Source organism: Planococcus salinarum (assembly GCF_007004625.1).
Classification (GTDB): Bacteria; Bacillota; Bacilli; order Bacillales_A; family Planococcaceae; genus Planococcus; species Planococcus salinarum.
This window is the reverse complement of the sequence record NZ_VIFV01000025.1, coordinates 1-16580: the sequence shown is the minus strand read 5'-3', so window position 1 is coordinate 16580 and position 16580 is coordinate 1. Positions and strand designations below refer to the sequence as shown.

Sequence of the window (16580 nt, the reverse complement as noted above, 5' to 3'; positions counted from 1 at the left end):
ATCAAACTCCTCCATCCGAGAAATAATTGCCTTCCTGCAACTCGATTTTCCGTTCTTTTTCGCTCACTTCACGCAATTTAACGAGGGACAGGTATTTTTCGACAAGCTGCTCATCTGTATGTTCGGCTTCCACCAGCACGGCAACGCCGGCAAGCGTACACTCGAATTCTTCCAGAAGATTTTTCATGCCGTTCATTGTACCGCCGACTTTCATGAAATCATCAGTGATGAGCACCCGCTGTCCGCTGCTCATGCTGCGCTTCGACAAAACCATTGTCTGGATACGGCGGGATGCACCCGACACGTAATTGATGCTGACCGTGGAGCCTTCGGTGACTTTGCTGTCGCGGCGGACGATGACGACCGGCACATTCAGATGGCGGGCGATGGCGTGGGCGATTGGAATGCCTTTTGTCGCAACCGTCATGATGACATCGATTTTATGATGCGCAAATGCCGTAGCAAAAACTTTGCCTACGCGATTCATCATATCAGGATTGCCAAGTACGTCCGTCATGTAGAGATAACCGCCCGGCAACAACCGATCCGAATGGCTCAATTCACTGATGAGTTCCTGCATGATGCCTCTGATTTCCGGTTCCTGCAATTTCGGGATATATTTCACGCCCCCTGCAGCGCCCGGCACAGTGGCCAATAAACCGATGCCTTTTTCCTCAAAGGTCTCCTTGACGATTCCAAGGTCTTCACTGATCGATGACTTTGCCGATTGGTACAAATCTGCAAAATACGTCAGCGGAATCAATTTATGTGGATGCTCCAATAAATAATGCGTCATGTCGACTAAACGTTCACTGCGTTTCCACTTCATATTCCACTCTCCTAAACACGAATGTTTTATAGAAAACTTACCATAATTATCCGTCTTTAAGCAAGTGGGTCCCGCTCGCCGACCAATCTTACCGCATATACTTCTGCACAAAATCCACGAAGCCCGTTATAAATGCGCGGAATGCGCGCTTCCTGCTGCACCAGTCCAAAGACGGTCGGCCCGCTGCCGCTCATCAGCACAGCATCCGCGCCGAATTTTTTCATTTGTTCTTTGATTTGCGCCACTTCCGGATAAAGGGACAGCGTTACACTTTCCAGCGCATTCCCCAGGTTCGCGCAGACAGCGGCATAATCTTTCGATTCAATGGCTTCGACCATTTTCCGCGTATCCGGATGTTCAGCTTTATTGACATCAAATGCACCGTAGACTTCGGCAGTGGAAACACCGATTGTCGGTTTGGCCAGGATCACCCAGCAATTGGGTGGAGCGGGAAGCTGCTGGATAATTTCTCCGCGGCCTTTCGCGAGTGCTGTGCCCCCGTAAACGCAGAACGCCACATCCGAACCGATTTTCGTGCCGAGTTCGGCCAGCTCATCCAAGGACAAATTGAGCTTCCACAGCTTGTTCAAGCCTTTCAGGGTGGCGGCTGCATCACTGCTGCCACCGGCAAGTCCGGCAGCAACCGGAATCTGTTTGTCCAGTTTGATGATGACGCCGGATTTGATGTGGTATGTATCTTTGATTAACTTTGCCGCCTGGTAGGCAAGGTTGCGTGAATCATTCGGCACAAAGCGGTCAGCTGACTCTATGTGGATTCCCCGTTCAGTTTCCTTCAGCCCGATGCGGTCTGCAAGGTCCACAGTGGTCATGATCATTTCGACTTCGTGGTAATTGTCAGGTCTTTTATGTAATACGTCCAATGTTAAATTGATTTTGGCAGGCGCTTTCACATAGAGCATCTCCACTGCCTCCTTTTATATTCTAATGAAGACTATTTTAACACATGGAGGTGAAATGGGGAGTTTTTGGGAAAAGAAAGCAGAAAAGCGACGGCGCCCGTTTTGCTCCGAAAGGCGTAAGACGGCCCAGCGAAGTGGCCTTGGCCGCGCAGCTGGACTGGCTTATGACCCGAGGGGCTGGGCCGCCGGAGTCTGGACACTAGAAAAGCGACGGGCCCGTTTAGCTCCGAAAGGCATAAGAAGACCAGCGAAGTGGCCTTGGCCGCGCAGCTGGGCTGGCTTACGACCCGAGGGGCTGGGCGCCGTCCATCCAACCTATTAAAAAAATATTTTTTGCCCAAACAAAAAGCCCCTGCGCTGCCGAAGACGGCAAGGGAGGGGCTACAAAGAAAAATTAAGGATATAGTTCAATTATTTAACGACTAAAGCATCTTCTGTACCTTCATACACAGTGATTTCCACTGCTTCTGTCAGGATGTCCGCGTAGCTGTAGGACACTCTTTCAAATGCATGTTCATCTTGATCTAACTCAATTACGAACACGGAGTGATATGTTTCGCGCAGGATTCCGGCACGTTCGACCGTTTTCTTGCGACCTCCGTTTGCTTTCAACAGCAATCGTTTCCCTAAATGCAAATCCAACGACTTTTTAATATCCGCCAAAGTTTTGGGCATTTTGTCTACACCTCACTATAAATAAACCTTACTACAAAATGCCCAAATTGTCAAATAAATTTTTAATTTTATCTCTGAATGCGCTTGGTGTCAATATTTATTTATTCGAAATATCCATTTTTTTTGCGAGTTGTGCCCGTTTTTCAACAGATTATCGATTTTTAGGCGAAATAGCTGTACAGCTTGTCCGCAAGCACTCCGAATTCTTTGATCGACAGCGTTTCACCTCGTCGAATCGGGTCGATCTCCGCTTCTTCCAATGCTTTCAGAATAAGCTCTTTCTTTTCTTTTCCTGCCGGCATTACCACCTGAAGGTTGTTGAAGATGGTTTTTCTGCGCTGCACGAAAGAACCTCTCGTCACTTTAAAGAAAAAGTCCTCATCGATGACTTCTACCTGCGGCGTCGGACGCTTAATCATGCGAATAACAGCGGAGTCGACATTGGGCTGCGGCATGAAGACGCCTTTCGGCACCGTCAGGGTCATTTCGACTTCCGTATAATACTGGATGGCAATCGACAGGGAACCGTATGCTTTGGTTCCCGGTTTTGCAGTGATCCGCTCCGCCACTTCTTTTTGCAGCATGACGACCAGGCCGCGAATCGGCAACTTCTCCATTAATAGTTTCATGATAATCGGCGTGGTGACGTAATACGGCAAATTGGCGACTACCATAATGTCTTCGTAGCCTGCCAGTTCTTTCTCGATGGCTTCGGCCACATCCGCTTTGAGGATATCTGAATGGACGATGCTGACATTGTCGTAAGGTGACAGCGTATCTTCAAGCACCGGCAGCAGCCGCTGGTCAATTTCAAAAGCCAGGACCTTGCCGGATGCGCGCGCCAGGTGCTCAGTCAATGCACCTATCCCAGGGCCTATCTCAATCGCTGCGGATTGCTTGGTCAAATCTGCCTGGTTGACGATTTTCCGTAAGATGTTAGGGTCGATCAGAAAGTTCTGGCCCAGGCTTTTCTTCACGGTTAACCCGTGTTTCGCCATAATTTCCTGGGTCCGTATAGGTGTAGCAATATCTTTCATCATTTGAGTTCCTCCTGATTGAGCGCCTGCACCGCTTCAATGAATTGCTGTTTCGTGATGCCGAACATATGGAGACGTTTGGCAAGCTGCTTGCCATTCGTATAGCCGATCTGCAGCTGGTTGCCGAGCTCTGTGCGCCGTTGTCTTGCCTGCGGGTGTGCAATGAGACGGGCCGTCAGCAAGTCTTCCAAAGTGATTTCGGGTGGTGTTTCATTGTTCCAAAGCGTATGGACCGAAGCCAGCGCTTCCTGGATGTCTTCATCTTTGGCGTGTTCGATGCCCAGGCCTTTGCCGTTTTTCGCAATGGTTTTTTCTTTCGCCAAAAATGCATGCTTGGCTGTCGGCACATATTCCTCAATGATAGCACGGATCCGCCTGCCGGGATAATCGGGATCGGTGAAAACAATTACACCCCGTTTGGCAGCGGCATGTGCTATTTTTTGCAGGGTTTCTTCAGAAATAGCCGACCCGTTCGTTTCAATGGTGTCTGCCTGCACCGCGCGCTTGATGGCGACGGTGTCATCTTTTCCTTCGACCACGATCACTTCTTTTATCTTCATATATATGTTCCTCGTTTCAAAGCTGTTTGTTTTAGTTTAAGTTGAACTGAAGTCAGCTCCTGCGCAAAATCGTTGCAATAGCATGGGTTAGCTGTTTTGCAGAAGATTTGCTGCTCTACTTATTTATTTCAACTTAATCCAGTTTACTCTTTTATAGATGAACATGTAAAAAGCTTTCCCGGGGTGCCCCGGGAAAGCTTTCCATTGCCATCTTCAATCCAGAATTTTAATTTTAACTTGTTTGCGGCCGAATGCCAATGCCGCAGAACGGTCCGGCATGAAAATATCGATCTTATTGCCTTTTATCGCTCCGCCAGTGTCACCGGCGATTGCATATCCATATCCTTCAACCCATACTTTGGAACCAAGCGGGATAACAGAAGGATCCACAGCGATAACTTTCAGATGCGGGTTCGCTTTCAGGTTGATGCCTGTTGCAGTGATGCCTGAGCAACCCGTGCAAAAAGCTGTGTAGGCTGTTGCCGATACATAGAACTCCCGGCTGCTTGATGGTTCACTGCTTTGAACCGGTGCAGCTGTTTGTGTTGTTTTAGTCGATGTTGCTGCTGGCTTAGGGGCCGGGGCCGGAGTCGCTTTTTTCGGCGCCGGAGCTGTTGCTTTCGTATCAGCACCGCGGGAAATGCTTGCTACAACCGTTTTTGTCCCAACTGCGACAACTTGTTTTTTCGCTTCTTTCAATACTTTTTCACCTTTTAGTTCGCGTTTCACTTCTTTGCCGTTTTCCATTACAATTTCATAAGTCTTTTCTACAAGACCTTCTTCGCCTTTTTGAACCACTTTTTCAGATCCTTTTAGAAGAGACGAATCTTTCTTTGTCTCTTTGGCGAACTTCACTTTATCTTCCACTACATCGGTGACCTTTTCTACACGAACAACTTTAACTTCAGATCCGGGCAGGATTAACTCATCCATTTCTTTTTCAACGCGATCAAGATCGCTTAAAGTGATTTTATGCTGTTTTAAAAAGTCAGCGACCGTAGTCGAAGTGGACCATACCTTCTTTTCTTCCAGTCCATCAAGAATTGTAACTTCATATGCTTTTTCAACAGAAATTGCTGTGTTTGCATCCACTTCTTCATTAAGTGCAGGTGTTACTTTATCGTGTTCCGTAACTTCAATCCCTGCTTTTGCCAAAATATCTTCGACGGTATTCGAAGTAGTCCAGGCCGATGTCGCTTTGCCGTCAACTGTAACGGTGAACTGATCAGCTTTCGTCCATTCGATTACGATATCTTTATCAATTGAAGCTTCCGCTGTATGGCTCAAATAGTCATCCTGGCCCACTTTGATTTCCTGCTCTGCCAGAAATGTCTCTACTGTTTCAGCGTGGGTTTTCACTTCTTCTTTTTCACCGTTGGAAATCATCGTGACCGTGTTCTTCGTGCCTTCATAAATTGCGAAAACCATAACTGCCGCAAACATCAGCACTGTAGCCAATGTGATGATCACTGATTTCTTTTTGGATGTTTTTATTGTTGAGTAATTATTATCCTCTTCTTCTTTCGTCAAATGTAACTCCTCCTCATTCACCTGTGTGATTATATAGACTCATTTACATCCCTGTCAATTAGAACGGGTTGCCGTTATTTTTTCTCTTTAGTTCAATTTAAAGAATTTTTCAGCGTTCTGGGTGGTTATTTTTGCCACTTCTTCCACCGGCAAGTCCTTCAAGCGGGCGATTTCTTCCGCCACCAGCGTTACATAGGAAGGTTCATTGCGTTTTCCGCGGTAAGGGTGAGGCGCAAGATAAGGCGCGTCCGTTTCGATCAATAAATGTTCGAGCGGGATCTGTGCTGCGACTTCCTTGGGCTTTTTGGCATTCTTGAATGTCACCGGTCCCCCGAGGGAAATCATGAAATTCATGTCGATGCTGATCTGTGCCGTTTCGACGCTGCCGCCGAAGCAGTGCATAATGCCGCCGACTTCAGCCGCGTTTTCCTCTTTCAGGATGCGCAAGACGTCTTCTGTCGCTTCGCGATTATGGATGATGATCGGCAGCTGCAGTTTTTTCGCCAGCCGTATCTGCTTGCGGAAAACTTCCTGCTGCACTTCCTTGGGTGATTTGTCCCAATGGTAATCCAAGCCCGTTTCACCGATCCCAACCACTTTCGGGTGGGAAGAAAGTTCCTCAATCCAGTCCAGGTCCTCATCTGTGAAATCAACCGCATCCACCGGATGCCAGCCAATCACTGCATAAAGGAAATCGTATTCTTCTATTAATGCCATCGCGCGCTCAATCGTTTTCCGGTCAAACCCGATGACAATCATTTTGGTAACATTTTTTTCTAATGCGCGTTCGATGACTTCTTTCAAATCATCGTCGTATTGGTCAGCATTTAAATGTACGTGGGTATCAATAAACATATGCATTCTCCTTACGTTAAGCTTTATTTTATCTGTTAACTTCATTTCTTTCTTCTCAGTAATATTACATTTGTATAACAAAACATCTTTTTTGCATGACATTTTTCCCTGAACGGATGAAAAAAAGACCGCAAAATTCACCATAATAAAAATGGCCCGCTCAGTCAAGCGGACCATCTTCGATCAGGATTTATTTAATTTTTGCGCCATTCGGCAATTTTTCGGCAATTGATGCCATAGTCAGAAAGCCGTCCTTCTCACCAGCCAGAATCATCCCCTGGGACAATTCGCCCCGCAGTTTCACCGGTTTGAGATTTGCCACGACCACCACTTTTTTGCCGACCAGTTCTTCCGGCTTGTAATGCTCTGCAATTCCCGAAACCACCTGACGCTGCTCATATCCCAAATCCAGCTGCAGCTTCAGCAGTTTCGACGTCTTCGGTACCGGCTCACAGGCTGTGACCGTCGCAGCACGAAGATCAACCTTTGCAAAATCATCAATCGTGATTTCCGGCACGTCCGGAACTTCTTCTACTGCTTCTTCCGGTTCTGCCGGTGCACCGCCGCGCATTTGATCACGGATATATGCAACTTCCGGTTCGATTTCGAGACGCGGGAAAATTGGTGTTCCTTTAGCCGTTACTTTTGTATCCGCAGGAATCTTGCCGAAGCCGTCCAACGTTTCCCAAGCCAGGTATTCTTCGGACAAGCCAAGCTGTTCGATAATCTGTTTCGGTGCATTCGGCAGGAATGGCTGCAGCATAACCGCTGTCATGCGCAGGCTTTCCGCCAGATGGGCCATGACAGACGCCAGCTGTTCTTTGGTGGCTTCATCTTTCGCCAATACCCATGGCTGCGTTTCATCAATGTATTTATTGGTTCTGGAAATCAGCACCCACACTTCGCTCAGCACCATGCTGAACTGCATTTTTTCCATGTGCTTCTCATAAACTTCGACCGTTTCTTTCGCAACCCGCTCGAGCGTTGCGTCGAATTCTGTTTTCTGGCCATCGACCACCGGCACATTGCCGTCAAAGTATTTATTGATCATGGAAACGGTACGGTTCAATAAATTCCCGAGATCGTTGGCAAGATCGTAATTTGTCCGTTCGATGAACGCTTCCGGAGAAAACACGCCGTCAGAACCGAATGGCAGCTCCCGCAACAGGAAGTAACGCGTCGCATCCAGGCCGTAGCGTTCCACCAGCATTTCCGGATAAACTACATTGCCTTTCGATTTCGACATTTTGCCGTCTTTCATCATGATGAAGCCATGGGCGAAAACTTTTTTCGGCAATGGCAGATCGAGCGCCATCAGGAAAATCGGCCAGTAGATCGTGTGGAAACGGACGATATCCTTGCCGACTACGTGGACATCCGCCGGCCAGTATTTATTGAACAGCGAATCGTCGTCAGTGCCATAGCCAAGAGAAGTAATATAATTCGACAAAGCATCCACCCACACATAAATAACGTGCTTCGGATCTCCCGGAACCGGAATCCCCCAGTCAAACGACGTGCGGGAAACGGAAAGGTCCTCCAGCCCCGGCTTGATGAAGTTATTGATCATTTCGTTTTTCCGTGATTCCGGTTCGATAAACTCGACATTGTTTTCATAATAATCGAGGAGGCGTGCGGCGTATTTCTTCATATTAAAGAAATACGACTCTTCCTTCACTTTATGGACCGGCCGCCCGCAATCCGGACAATTGCCGTTTTCAAGCTGGCTTTCCGTGTAGAAAGATTCGCAGGGCGTGCAATACCAGCCTTCGTAATGGCCTTTATAAATGTCGCCGTTATCCAGGAACTTCTGGAAAATCTTCTCAACGCCTTCTTTGTGGCGGGTTTCAGTTGTCTGGATAAAATCGTCGTAGCTGATGTCCATCGTCTTCCATACTGCTTTCGCCGCTTCCGCCATGCCATCGACATATTCCTGTGGATCAAGGCCGGCTTCCTTCGCCTTTTCCTCAATTTTCTGGCCGTGCTCGTCCATGCCCGTCAAAAAGCGGACATCGAAGCCGCGCAGGCGTTTATAACGGGCCATTGCATCAGAGGCGACTGTTGTATAAGCGGTTCCGATATGGAATTTTCCGCTTGGGTAATAAATCGGAGTGGTTAAATAAAATGTTTCTTTTTTTGCAGTCACGAAAAATTCCTCCAGTTTGTTTGTATAAAGTTCATTTTAACGAAATCCGCAATTTTGTACAATGTTTCACGTTGAGTTTCGACAGGGATTTTCTGTAAAAATGTTATACGTTATTTTTTGTTTATTTTTTCCAAATACCAGATAATTGCTGTTTTGTAAGCTTTATTTTTATATCCTATCGAAAAACTACCAAAAATTATGATATTTCATTATAAATCCGATAGTTTTTTATTGACCTAGACGAGAGTAGTTGGTATGATTTATGACAGGAAGTGGTAATTGTCGAATTTTGGCGAATGCATCTAAAAATTTCAAGGGGGACGAATTTTATGAAATCAACAGGTATTGTACGTAAAGTTGACGAATTGGGCCGTGTAGTTATTCCAATCGAATTGCGCCGCACATTGGGCATCGCTGAGAAAGACGCTTTGGAGATTTATGTCGACGACGACAAAATCATTTTGAAGAAATACATGCCGAACATGACTTGCGCTGTAACAGGCGAAGTATCAGACGACAACATGAAACTTGTCGGCGGCAAATTGGTCCTGAGTTCTGAAGGCGCAGAAATGCTGATGAAAGAAATTCAAGGCAACCTTAAAAAATAATTTTTAAAACCGGAACGCTCATGCGCTCCGGTTTTTTTTGTGTTTTTACGTATGAAAAGCCTGATAGACGTCACGTTTCGACAACTTCCGATCCGCTGACACCTTCTTGATGGCGTCCTTGGACGACAATTGTTCCCGCTCCATCACTTCTTCGACATGTTCTTCAATCGACAAGCCTTCCCACCAGTTTGTGGTTTCAATCACGTCCGGTGCCGCATTGCCTTCGATGACAATGCAAAATTCACCGCGTACTTCATTGGCGTCCGCCCAGTCCACCGCCTGTTCCACTGTCCCTCTAAGGAATTCCTCGAATTTCTTCGTGATTTCACGCGCCAGCACAATCCGGCGGTCGTTGCCGAAATTCTTCTGGATGCTCTTCAGGCTTTCTTTCAACCGGTGCGGCGCTTCATAGAAAATCAGCGTTTCCCGGTTTTGGCTCAATAGCTCAAGTTCAGCCTGCCGTTCCTTTTTGCTGCGCGACAGAAAGCCATAGAACTGGAATGGCTGAGGTGTGATGCCGGAAGCGATTAGTGCACTGAGCGCCGCATTGGCCCCGGGAATCGGCACAACCGGAAAGCCTTCCGCGATTGCCCGTTTTACAATATCTTCCCCCGGATCGGAAATGCACGGCATTCCCGCATCACTGACAAGGGCCACCGACCGTCCTTCTGCCAGATGGGCGAGGATCTTATAGCCCCCGCTTTCCTGATTGTGTTCATGGTAGCTGACAAGCTTCGTTTGAATATCAAAGTAATTGCATAACTTCTTCGTATTCCGCGTATCTTCTGCCGCGATGATATCAACTTCCTTTAAAATGCGCAGCGCACGGACCGTAATGTCTTCAAGATTGCCGATCGGCGTCGCTACAAGATACAAAGTGGCCGTTGTTTCCTGGAAACTTTTCTGGGATTTCATCAGGCTTGCTCCTTTCCTTCAGCAATATAACGGATTTTCTTCGCTTTCGTTAATTGCTTGAAGGCGTATTCCGCCTTCATCGCTTCGGGTTTCGTGGCAAATTCTTCGCAATGGATAACCCGCGCCGGTCCCCTTGCACGTGTATATTTCGCGCCTTTTCCGGCATTATGCGCCTCCAGGCGTTTTTGCAGATCATTCGTATAGCCTGCGTAATAAGAATTGTCCGCGCATTCGAGCACGTAAAAATAATGGCTACTTGTCTCCATAAAGCATTTCCCGCACTTCTTCCGTGTATTCTCCGTCATCTCCGTAAACAACCAGCGGCGGCAGGATTTTCAGATCCGGCTTGCCGTCTTTTATTCCTTCGATCAATAAGGTATTCGCTTCTTTCCCCGCTTTTGGGTACACCAGCCGGACCCGTTTCGGCTCCAGCCGGTTGGCGCGCATGGCAGTGATCAAATCAATCAGCCGGCCTGCCCGGTGGACAAATGCGGCTTTTCCGCCCTGTTTCAAAAGTTGACTCGCGGAGCGCACCGCTTCGTCCAGCGTCAAATGCAGCTCGTGCCGGGCAATCGCCATGTGTTCACTTATGTTTTTATCGCTCATGTCAGTCGCCGGAAAATAAGGAGGATTGCAGGTCACCACATCATACTTTTCAAATCCGAGCGTTTCCGGAATGGTCTTCACATCGCCTTCCAGGATGCTGATCTGCGACTCCAGCCCGTTATAGGCTACACTGCGCTCCGCCATGTGGACAAGCCGCTCCTGCAGCTCAATACCAATGATTTGCGATTCCGTCCGGGCGCTCAAAAACAACGGGATTGCCCCGTTCCCCGTACACAGGTCAACGATTTTCCCGCGCTTCAGCGGCAAATAGGCAAACCGTGCCAATAAAACCGCATCCAGCGAAAATGAAAAGACGGAAGGGCTTTGGATGATCCTCAATTCCTCCGCCAGTAAATAATCCAGCCGTTCGTCGTCCAATAACATTTACTCAACTCCTCCACCATAAGAAAAGCGCAAGCGCCCGTGTAGATTCGACAGGCATAAGAGGGATCAGCGAAGCGGCGTTCTTTGCCGCATAGCTGGTTCGGCTTATGATCCCGAGAATCTGGGCGCTGGAGTCTGGACATCACAACGCCTTTCTTAAGAATCTTTATATTAAAACAGCTATATTTTCTTATTCACAAAACAAAAAGCTGCCGTCACGCAAAGTGACGGAAGCTTTTGTTAATTTTGCCATCAATTCTGCTTGTTTAAAAATGAAAGGCAGAACAGGCAATCATCGCCTTTTCGGGAACTGCCGAAATGCACATGGCAGACGTGATAGCCTTCATGATAAAGACGGGCCAAATTATCATAGCCTTCGCCGATATCCATGACCGCTCTTTCGAGTTTTACAGGATCCACAGCCGCAGCAGCTTCCGGAACAACTTCATGAAGTTCATCCAGGCGCGCACGAAGATGATGATTTTCAAGCTGCAGCGCATGATGTTCTTCCATTGTATGAGCCACAACCGCCTTCAGTTCACGAAATTGCTGTTGCATCGATTCAAGCTGCTGCTCAAAATCCATGACCGTGTCCAAAAAATTTTTATCTTTCACACCAACCACCTCACGCTCTCGTTCCTTGGTCCATTATCTCACTTAATGCGTATTCAAGTGTCTGTTCCTGCTCAGAAAGTCGGATTTTCAATACGCGCTCGAGAATATTCATCCCGACCACACGCCCGTCACCATCCGGCGTCGCAACCCGGGTGCCGACATCCGGCATTTCCTTTTTCGCCTGCTCATATTCATCGTTCTCATATTTGAGGCAACACATCAAACGTCCGCATAAGCCCGAGATTTTCGATGGATTCAAAGACAGATTCTGATCTTTCGCCATCTTGATTGAAACCGGTTCAAAATCACCCAGAAATGTCGAACAGCAAAGCATGCGTCCACAAGGTCCGATGCCTCCGAGCATTTTCGCTTCATCCCTGACACCTATTTGGCGCAATTCAATGCGTGTCCGGAATATCGATGCCAGATCCTTGACCAGGTTCCGGAAATCGACGCGGCCTTCCGCCGTAAAATAAAAGATCACTTTATTGCGGTCGAATGTATATTCCACATCCACCAGTTTCATGTCGAGGCGATGCTCTTCGATTTTCCCTGTACCTGTTTCAAAAGCCTGTTGTGCTTCCTGGCGGTTGTCTTCCACCTGTTGGCGGTCTCGCTCACTTGCTACCCGCACCACTTGTTTAAGCGGCAAAACGACATCGTTTTCACCGACTGTCTTGACCGGTACGACTACTTTCCCGTATTCCACTCCACGAGCTGTTTCAACGATGACATAATCATCTTTTTCGATCGTGAATTCACCTGGATCGAAATAATATATTTTACCCGCCTTTTTGAAGCGGACACCTATAACATTATACAATTTTTACCCCTCCCGCAGATTCAGCATTAATTGCTCCATCAGCAGCGTTCGGTTCATATTGCGAGGCAATTGCTGTTTGGCCTGTAAAATTGCCTGCAGCTGTTTTGACAACACAGTAAAAGAACGCTGAAGAGCCATCTGCTTCCAAGTTTCTTCCATGTCTGGATACGTTCTTGCTGTCTCGAGCCCTGCCTTTACCGAAGCAATGTCCCGATATGCAAATAATAACATGTCCAGGCCTCTTTCGGTATCTTCTTTTTCCTTAAACAACGGAAGCCAATCTGACTGGAGCATCAAAAGTGCCTCATGTACATTGTTGCTGACCACTTCGACCAGCTTTAAAACTGTTTTTCTTGCTTGTGGAAATTGTTCATCCGCACTCAGTGCCATCGCCTCTTCTTCGCTTTGCGTCAGCATGCTTACTGTTGCGGCCATAGAAGCCGTCATGCCCCCTGCAACCAGCTTTTCCATCAGCAGAGGCCGTGACAGTGGTTGGAACGACACAAGCTGGCAACGTGAACGAATCGTGCTCATGATGGCATTCAGCCGCTCTGTCTGAAGAATGGCGGTCACATTGAATTCCGGCTCTTCCAGAAATTTCAGCAAAGCATTCGCGGAAGCGTTATTCATCCGATCTGCTTCCTGAATCACATAAATCTTGCGTCCGGTACTCAGACCGGTTTTATTCATCCGGTAAATCAGCTCCCGGATTTGGTCAATCTTAATGTTTTGGCCATCCGGCTCAATAAAAACAATATTCGGGTGGTTACCCGAATCATATAATTGGCAACTTCTGCATGTTCCACATGGAACATTCTGTTCCGGTTTTTCGCACAGCAACAGCTTCACAAAGAAATGGGTCACTTCTTTTATGCCGGAACCGGCAGGCCCTTCAAACAGGAAGGCATGTGCCAGCCGGTCTTTTTCAAAAGCCCCTTGCAGTTTCTTCATAACAATCGGCTGCATTTGTTCGAACTCTTCGGTAGTCATCTGCACAATATCACCTTCCGCCTTTTTAAAAAAATCCCGTGTTCCAGAGGAGCACGGGTATCCTGTATTTTATCGTTCAACGTTACTTAAAAATGATGGAATTGCTCGATTGGCAACACAAAAATAGTGGCACCGCCAACTTCCACTTCCACTGGGTATGGAATATACGAATCTGCGTTTCCGCCCATAGGTGAAACAGGTGCTACCATCTGTTCGCGGGAACGGCAGTTTTCACGGATCAAATCCATTAATTTAGGAACGAGGCCATCGTCCACCCCGATTAAAAAAGTCGTATTCCCTGAGCGCAAAAACCCTCCTGTACTGGCAAGCTTGGTAGCCCGGAAATCATTCTTTGTCAAAGCGTTGGATAATCGGTTACTGTCTTGGTCCTGTACAACTGCAACGACGAGTTTCATCAGCACTCACTCCTTTTTATTTGTTTTTCTTCTATATAATTATAACACGAACAATTAATTACGCTGTATAACTTTCCATGCCCTTTTTAATCGCTGCCAGCGCTTCGTCCACCACTTCTCCGGGACCTTTTGAGGCATCAATCCGGACAATGCGGTCGGGGTAACGCCGTGAAACTTCCTGATATCCTTCATATACCTTTTGGTGAAACGGCAATTTTTCCATATCCAGCCGGTTTTGCTCTCTCCCGCTGTTTGCCGCAATCCGTTGCAGGCCGATTTCAGGTGGCACATCAAATAGTAAAGTCAGATCCGGCCAGGTATCCTGGATGGCAAATTCATTGATTGACAGAACTTCGTCAATGCCGAGTCCACGGGCATAGCCTTGATAAGCAAGCGAACTGTCGATAAAGCGATCACACAGCACCACTTCCCCCTGCTGCAGCGCAGGCATGACTTTCTCCACCAGGTGCTGGCGCCGGGCGGCTGCATAAAGGAGCGCTTCTGTGCGGGCGTCCATGGTTGTATGATTTTTATTCAAGATCACTTCTCGGATTCTTTCTGCAATTTCAATACCGCCGGGTTCTCGTGTCAACACCACTGTAATGCCCAGCGTTTGAAGCTGTTTCATCAAGTGTTCAATTGCAGTCGTCTTGCCTGCTCCTTCCGGCCCTTCGATTGTAATAAAATATCCTGGTTTGTTCATCACTTGACGCCTCCATGCTGAATAACAAAAAGTTGTTTTTCAGCCAAATTATGTTCTCCCTGAATCATAGCTCCGGCTGCCAGATGGTCCAACAACCGCTCCAGTTTGGAGTGGGTCCAGACTTCCCCTGGCACCGCCAGCGGGATACCCGGCGGATATGGCGTCACCATCGCCGCTGAATAGCGTCCCATCGCTTTTGTATAGGAAATCCATTCCTTATCGGCCAAATCAATAGCCTCACAGGAAATTTCCGGCTCACTGATTACTGTCGTCTCCTGGGGTGCCATCATTATTTTGGGATCCACCTGCTCTTTGCGCAGCTTCTGGACCGCTTCCCTGATGCGGCTCCTGATCTCCGCGAATGGATAGATGTGGCCCTGCTTCAATAATGGCAATACCATCAATACCTGCCGGATATCCGCCAGTTCAACATATACGTTCATTTCCTCCAGTTTTTTCTGCAGTTTAAAACCGTTATGCCCTTCCACTCTCAACATGATTTTCAGTGGATCATCAGCTTCGAACACAGCAAGTCCCGCAATTGTCTGGAGGCTGCTTATAAAAAGTCTTCGTTTTTCTTCGAAATACTGCATATCCGGGCTGGAATACGTCTGGATATATGCACGGGCGTCATCCAACGAAGCCATGATCAAATAGGAGGGGCTGCTGGACTGGAACATGCGCAGATATTTTCTTATCTTCTCGGCATTGATTCGTGTTCCCTGTATGTGGAGATACGATCCCATGGTCATCGCCGGCAATGTCTTATGCGCCGACTGCACTACCACATCCGCCCCCAGTGACAGCGCGGACTGGGGGAACGGCTGTCCGGCCAGCAAATGGGCACCATGTGCTTCATCCACAAGCACCGGAATATTGAATTGATGGCAATAACTTATAATGTCTTCTGTTTCGGTTCGAGCCATGCCGTAATAATTGGGGTAGGTTAAAATCAATGCTTTTGCATCCGGGTATTGCCTAAGGGCTTCTTTCACCGTTTCCAACGAGATGCCTTCTGCACTTTGGGAAGCCTGTCCCCATCCCGGGGCCAGATAAACCGGCCGCACTCTGGCCAATTCGAGTGCATGAAAAATCGATTTATGCGAATTCCGTTGAACCAATACGCGGTCTCCTTCTTTGCAGACAGCATGGATCATCGCCAAATTTCCACTTGTTGATCCATTTACCAGGAAGAAGCTTTGGTCGGCTCCATATGCCTCGGACAATAATTCCTGGGCCTTCCTAATGGGACCGTCCGGATAATGCAAATCGTCCAGTCCACTTAATTCAGTTTGATCATATTGCAGCGCAGGGCGAATCTCATCCGGCAACCCCGACAATTCCCCGTGCTTGTGGCCGGGAACATGAAAAGAAACGGGTCTCTGTTGCTGAAAATTCTTCAACGCTTCCACTAAAGGTCGTCGGTGCGTCATATAGTCCATCCTCACATCTTCCTTATTCCTTCCATTATAGCGAACTTGCTGCTCAATGGGAAAAGGCGTACAGAGAAAAACAGCTTTGCACAATTCCTCCCGCAAATCTCTTCAAAGGGCCTGCAATCCCGCCACTGACCACGAAGTCTTTTCCAACGACAAAAAAGCCGCCACCGCTTTCGCGGTAACGGCCTTTCTTTTTGTGCCCAGCGGCGTCCTACTCTCACAGGGGGAAACCCCCAACTACCATCGGCGCAAAAGAGCTTAACTGCCGTGTTCGGGATGGGAACGGGTGTGGCCTCTTTGCCATCGTCACTGGACTGGCTATTCTTTTTGAAAGACAAGACTTATCATACCATCTCTGGCGATTAATTCAAGCTTTTTTTAAAAAAACTTTATCTTATTCTTTCAAAACTGGATAAACGACATCGAAACAATTCGCGCACAAAGCGGTTCACGAAATTGGTTTTGGTTAAGTCCTCGATCGATTAGTATTCGTCAGCTGCACGTGTCGCCACGCTTCCACCTCGAACCT

18 protein-coding genes and 1 rRNA gene are annotated in these 16580 nt (G+C 47.6%); 1 reads left to right on the top strand and 18 read right to left on the bottom strand.

Going from position 1 to position 16580, the window contains the following annotated elements; all coding sequences use genetic code 11:
• Position 1: 1 nt before the first annotated feature.
• The 8 genes from purR to metG all read right to left on the bottom strand — a co-directional run bounded on the left by purR (position 2) and on the right by metG (position 8552).
• On the bottom strand, positions 2–829 hold the full coding sequence (purR, locus tag DIJ65_RS12665; RefSeq protein WP_071152414.1) for a pur operon repressor: 828 nt from the start codon (positions 827–829) through the stop codon (positions 2–4).
• A 56-nt stretch (positions 830–885) separates the two neighbouring features.
• Positions 886–1749: a 4-(cytidine 5'-diphospho)-2-C-methyl-D-erythritol kinase gene (gene ispE / locus DIJ65_RS12660; protein WP_117302914.1), complete on the bottom strand. Its 864-nt coding sequence runs from the start codon at positions 1747–1749 to the stop codon at positions 886–888.
• 411 nt (positions 1750–2160) lie between these two features.
• Positions 2161–2424, bottom strand: a complete 264-nt coding sequence (gene veg, locus DIJ65_RS12655; RefSeq protein WP_071152415.1) for a biofilm formation stimulator Veg — start codon at positions 2422–2424, stop codon at positions 2161–2163.
• A gap of 161 nt (positions 2425–2585) precedes the next feature.
• Positions 2586–3464 carry a 16S rRNA (adenine(1518)-N(6)/adenine(1519)-N(6))-dimethyltransferase RsmA gene (gene rsmA, locus DIJ65_RS12650; protein WP_117302916.1) on the bottom strand — a complete coding sequence of 293 codons (879 nt, stop codon included), beginning with the start codon at positions 3462–3464 and terminating at the stop codon, positions 2586–2588.
• Entirely contained in the window at positions 3461–4021 is a 561-nt protein-coding gene (gene rnmV / locus DIJ65_RS12645; protein ID WP_117302918.1) for a ribonuclease M5, read from the bottom strand. The genes rsmA and rnmV overlap by 4 nt, the downstream gene beginning before the upstream one ends.
• 213 nt (positions 4022–4234) lie before the next feature.
• On the bottom strand, positions 4235–5551 hold the full coding sequence (locus DIJ65_RS12640; protein ID WP_230321420.1) for a G5 and 3D domain-containing protein: 1317 nt from the start codon (positions 5549–5551) through the stop codon (positions 4235–4237).
• 87 nt (positions 5552–5638) lie between these two features.
• Positions 5639–6406 carry a TatD family hydrolase gene (locus DIJ65_RS12635; RefSeq protein ID WP_117302920.1) on the bottom strand — a complete coding sequence of 256 codons (768 nt, stop codon included), beginning with the start codon at positions 6404–6406 and terminating at the stop codon, positions 5639–5641.
• A 190-nt stretch (positions 6407–6596) separates the two neighbouring features.
• Complete coding sequence (gene metG / locus DIJ65_RS12630; RefSeq protein WP_117302922.1) at positions 6597–8552, bottom strand: methionine--tRNA ligase; 1956 nt, start codon at positions 8550–8552, stop codon at positions 6597–6599.
• A gap of 296 nt (positions 8553–8848) precedes the next feature.
• On the opposite strand from metG, the gene DIJ65_RS12625 reads away from it, so the two are divergent.
• Positions 8849–9160, top strand: coding sequence for an AbrB/MazE/SpoVT family DNA-binding domain-containing protein (locus DIJ65_RS12625; protein ID WP_313903022.1), 312 nt, complete (start codon positions 8849–8851; stop codon positions 9158–9160).
• A gap of 45 nt (positions 9161–9205) precedes the next feature.
• On the opposite strand, the gene rsmI is transcribed toward DIJ65_RS12625, so the two are convergent.
• The 10 genes from rsmI to rrf all read right to left on the bottom strand — a co-directional run bounded on the left by rsmI (position 9206) and on the right by rrf (position 16365).
• Entirely contained in the window at positions 9206–10075 is an 870-nt protein-coding gene (rsmI, locus tag DIJ65_RS12620) for a 16S rRNA (cytidine(1402)-2'-O)-methyltransferase (protein ID WP_117302924.1), read from the bottom strand.
• Positions 10075–10341, bottom strand: a complete 267-nt coding sequence (locus tag DIJ65_RS12615) for a GIY-YIG nuclease family protein (protein ID WP_117302926.1) — start codon at positions 10339–10341, stop codon at positions 10075–10077. Before DIJ65_RS12615 ends, rsmI begins: the two co-directional genes overlap by 1 nt.
• Positions 10328–11065, bottom strand: a complete 738-nt coding sequence (locus DIJ65_RS12610) for a tRNA1(Val) (adenine(37)-N6)-methyltransferase (protein ID WP_117302927.1) — start codon at positions 11063–11065, stop codon at positions 10328–10330. Before DIJ65_RS12610 ends, DIJ65_RS12615 begins: the two co-directional genes overlap by 14 nt.
• A gap of 252 nt (positions 11066–11317) precedes the next feature.
• Positions 11318–11680 carry a DNA replication initiation control protein YabA gene (gene yabA / locus DIJ65_RS12605; protein WP_117302929.1) on the bottom strand — a complete coding sequence of 121 codons (363 nt, stop codon included), beginning with the start codon at positions 11678–11680 and terminating at the stop codon, positions 11318–11320.
• Positions 11681–11690: 10 nt separating this feature from the next.
• Positions 11691–12503: a PSP1 domain-containing protein gene (locus tag DIJ65_RS12600; RefSeq protein ID WP_117302931.1), complete on the bottom strand. Its 813-nt coding sequence runs from the start codon at positions 12501–12503 to the stop codon at positions 11691–11693.
• A gap of 3 nt (positions 12504–12506) precedes the next feature.
• The gene (gene holB, locus DIJ65_RS12595) at positions 12507–13499 is read right to left on the bottom strand and encodes a DNA polymerase III subunit delta' (RefSeq protein WP_117302933.1); all 993 of its coding nucleotides are present in this window, start codon (positions 13497–13499) and stop codon (positions 12507–12509) included.
• 80 nt (positions 13500–13579) lie between these two features.
• Positions 13580–13909: a cyclic-di-AMP receptor gene (locus DIJ65_RS12590; protein ID WP_117302934.1), complete on the bottom strand. Its 330-nt coding sequence runs from the start codon at positions 13907–13909 to the stop codon at positions 13580–13582.
• A 58-nt stretch (positions 13910–13967) separates the two neighbouring features.
• Positions 13968–14612, bottom strand: a complete 645-nt coding sequence (tmk, locus tag DIJ65_RS12585) for a dTMP kinase (protein ID WP_117302935.1) — start codon at positions 14610–14612, stop codon at positions 13968–13970.
• Positions 14612–16054: an aminotransferase class I/II-fold pyridoxal phosphate-dependent enzyme gene (locus tag DIJ65_RS12580; protein ID WP_391527605.1), complete on the bottom strand. Its 1443-nt coding sequence runs from the start codon at positions 16052–16054 to the stop codon at positions 14612–14614. The genes tmk and DIJ65_RS12580 overlap by 1 nt, the downstream gene beginning before the upstream one ends.
• 195 nt (positions 16055–16249) lie before the next feature.
• A 5S ribosomal RNA gene (gene rrf / locus DIJ65_RS12575) occupies positions 16250–16365 on the bottom strand.
• Positions 16366–16580 lie beyond the last annotated feature (215 nt).